Annotated in this window: 3 protein-coding genes; 1 reads left to right on the forward strand and 2 read right to left on the reverse strand. The window is 66.4% G+C overall.

Annotation, left to right across the window (positions count from 1 at the left end; genetic code table 11):
• Positions 1–363: LysR family transcriptional regulator (locus E5W87_RS29880; protein WP_292405824.1), on the reverse strand; the 363-nt coding region annotated here is incomplete at its 3' end.
• 90 nt (positions 364–453) lie between these two features.
• Between E5W87_RS29880 and E5W87_RS29885 the strand changes: the two genes are divergently transcribed.
• Positions 454–1347 carry a DMT family transporter gene (locus tag E5W87_RS29885; protein WP_292405828.1) on the forward strand — a complete coding sequence of 298 codons (894 nt, stop codon included), beginning with the start codon at positions 454–456 and terminating at the stop codon, positions 1345–1347.
• Between the two features lie 68 nt (positions 1348–1415).
• Here the strand turns inward: E5W87_RS29885 and mutL are convergent.
• On the reverse strand, positions 1416–2877 hold a 1462-nt coding region (gene mutL / locus E5W87_RS29890), incomplete at its 5' end, for a DNA mismatch repair endonuclease MutL (RefSeq protein WP_292405832.1).

A 2877-nucleotide genomic window follows, 5' to 3' on the forward strand; every position in this document is an offset into this window, starting at 1 on the left:
GTTTTCCAGCGCCGCCATGCGCGGCATCAGCCACAGCCCGCTGACCGAGGGGATCGAGGTCAGCCGCACCACGGCGGTGCCGCGCGGCTCGATCCAGCGGTCCGAATTACTGGCTATCAGCGCGAAGGCTTCGGTGGTGCGCAGATGCAGGCGGGTTCCCTCGATGGTGAGTGAGACCCCGCGCGCGCCGCGGTCGAACACTTTCAGCCCGAGCCAGTCCTCGAGCTTGGCGATCTGCCGGCTGACGGCGCCATGGGTGAGGTTGAGCTTTTCGGCGGCGGCAGAAAAACTCCCCGTTCGCGCCGCTGCGTCGAAGGCACGCAAGGTCTCGAGCGGCAGCATGGCGTCCGAGCTGTGATCCATACTCACAGGTGGCTCTCGATTTGGTCGTTTGTCAACAGTCCCGGAATGGCGTTTTCTCTGTTTATGGCATCGAAGAGCGAGGACAGCGAGATGAGCGTCTACACCGGAACGTTGAATCCGACACAGCGCATGGACACCACGGCAGCCGTCGCGGTGGCGCTCACGGTGGTCGGCTGGGCCTCCGCCTTCCCGGCGATCCGTGCGGGCCTCGCAGCCTTCGGGCCACTGGAACTTGGCGCGCTGCGCTTTGCCATCGCGGCGGTGCCGGCGGCGATCTTCCTTGCCATCAAGCGGCCGGCGCTGCCAAAGGTCGACGAATTGTGGCGCTTTGCCTTCGGTGGCGCCATCTTCGTCGCGCTCTATACGGCAATGCTCAATTTCGGCGAGCTGACCGTCTCGGCCGGTGCGGCCGGCTTCATCATCAATGTCAGCCCGATCTTCACCGCCATCATGGCGATGGCGCTGCTCGGCGAACGCTTTTCAACGATGGCCTGGGCCGGCACGGCCATCTCCTTCGCCGGCATCGGCATCATCGCCATGGGTGAGGGGCAGGGCCTGCATTTCAACACCGGCGCTCTGCTGGTGCTGGGTTCGGCGCTGTGCTCGGCCGTCAACACCATCGTCCAGAAGCCGCTGTTTGCCCGCCATCACCCGCTGACCATCGCCGCCTCCAACATGGTGCTCGGCGCGCTCTGCCTGGCGCCCTTTCTGCCGAACGCACTCTCTCAGGCAGCGGTCGCCGACACCGCCGGCCTCGGCGCCGTGATCTTTCTCGGCATCGTGCCGAGCCTCATCGCTTATGCCGCCTGGGCAACCGCACTTTCCCGGCTGCCGGCGGCGCGCGCGTCGAACTTCCTCTACCTGGTTTCACCGGTGGCGACGCTGATTGGCTTCTTCTGGCTGGACGAGGTGCCAACGCTGCTCGGTGTTCTCGGTGGTGCACTGGCGCTGGGCGGCGTGATCGTGGTGAATTTGAAGCGCTAGTTCAAGCACTTGGGACGGTCCCTTGACTCGAAAGAGCCGCTGAAGGGCGGCTCTTTTCGCATCCCATGCTAGCGCCTGCCGAACAGCCGCTCGATATCAGCAAGCTTGAGCTCGATATAGGTCGGGCGGCCGTGGTTGCAGGTGCCGGAGCCCGGCGTCGCCTCCATCTGGCGCAGCAGCGCGTTCATTTCTTCTGGCTTGAGCAGGCGGCCGGAGCGCACCGAGCCATGGCAGGCCATGGTCGCGGCAATCCTGTCCAGCCGCTCCTTCAGCGTGTCGACCGTGTCATTGTCGGCGATCTCGTCGGCAAGATCGCGCACCAGCTGCTGGACATTGGTTTCGCCGAGCATCGACGGCGTCTCGCGCACGGCGACCGCGCCCGGGCCGAAGCGCTCGATGCCCAGCCCGAAGCGGGCCAGCGTTTCGGAATGCATGGCAAGCCGCTCGGCATCCTCTTCCGGGAGGTCGACGATCTCGGGCAACAGCAGCATCTGCGATGGCACGGCGCGCGAGTGCAGCGCATGCTTCAGCGCCTCGTAGACCAGTCGCTCATGCGCCGCGTGCTGGTCGACGATTACGAGCGAATCCCTGGTCTGCGCAACGATGTAGTTCTCATGCACCTGAGCGCGTGCGGCACCCAGCACCGTGCCGAGCAAGGTCTCCGCCGTCTCAGTTTGCCCGGCACGCGCGTCGGCACTGTGAAGCGGGCCGGCGTCGAACGCCGCCTGATCGTTTTCGCCGAAGCTGCCATTTCCTGGCGCGGTGTCTTCAAATCCCATATCCAGCGGCCGCTGCGGCGAGCGGGCCGGGTCGAAACCAGCGGAGCCGGAGGCGCGGTAGGCCGCCTCGTAGCTGCGATGGCCGTTGGCCGGACCGGCATGGGCATAGGACGCTGCGCCCGGCCGGAATGCCGCCATCATGCCTGCTGCCCCTGATGTGGCGGCACGGATGCCGGCATTGGCGAGCGCCTCGCGAATGGCGCCGACGATCAGCCCGCGCACCAGGCCCGGATCGCGGAAACGGACATCGGCCTTGGCCGGGTGGACATTGACGTCGACAATGGCTGGATCGAGCGTCAGGAACAGCACAGTCACCGCATGCCTGTCGCGCGGCAGCACGTCGGCGAAGGCGCCGCGGATAGCGCCGGCGATCAGCTTGTCACGCACCGGCCGGCCGTTGACATAAGCGTATTGCTGCAGCGCGTTGGCACGGCTGAAGGACGGGATCGAGACGTGACCCGCCAGGTGCACGCCGTCGCGCACGGCGTCGATGGCGATGGCATTCTCAGGAAAGTCGGCGCCCATCACTTGCGCGATGCGGCGCAGCCGGCCTTCCGGGCTGTCGTCGGTCGCCGGCAGCTCCAGTGTCGAACGGTCGGAACCGGCCAGCGTGAAGCGCACGGCCGGGAAGGCGATGGCGATGCGCTTGATCACGTCACTGGTCGCCGAGCTTTCGGCGCGCTCGCCCTTCATGAATTTGAGCCGCGCCGGCGTGGCGAAGAACAGGTCGCGCACCTCGACCGTGGTGCCG

It is taken from the genome of Mesorhizobium sp. (assembly GCF_004962925.1).
Taxonomy (GTDB): domain Bacteria; phylum Pseudomonadota; class Alphaproteobacteria; order Rhizobiales; family Rhizobiaceae; genus Mesorhizobium.

What these genes read in the sequence shown, in the direction of transcription:
- E5W87_RS29885 (WP_292405828.1), top strand. Translation starts at nt 454, where the DNA reads ATGAGCGTCTACACCGGAACGTTGAATCCGACACAGCGCATGGACACC.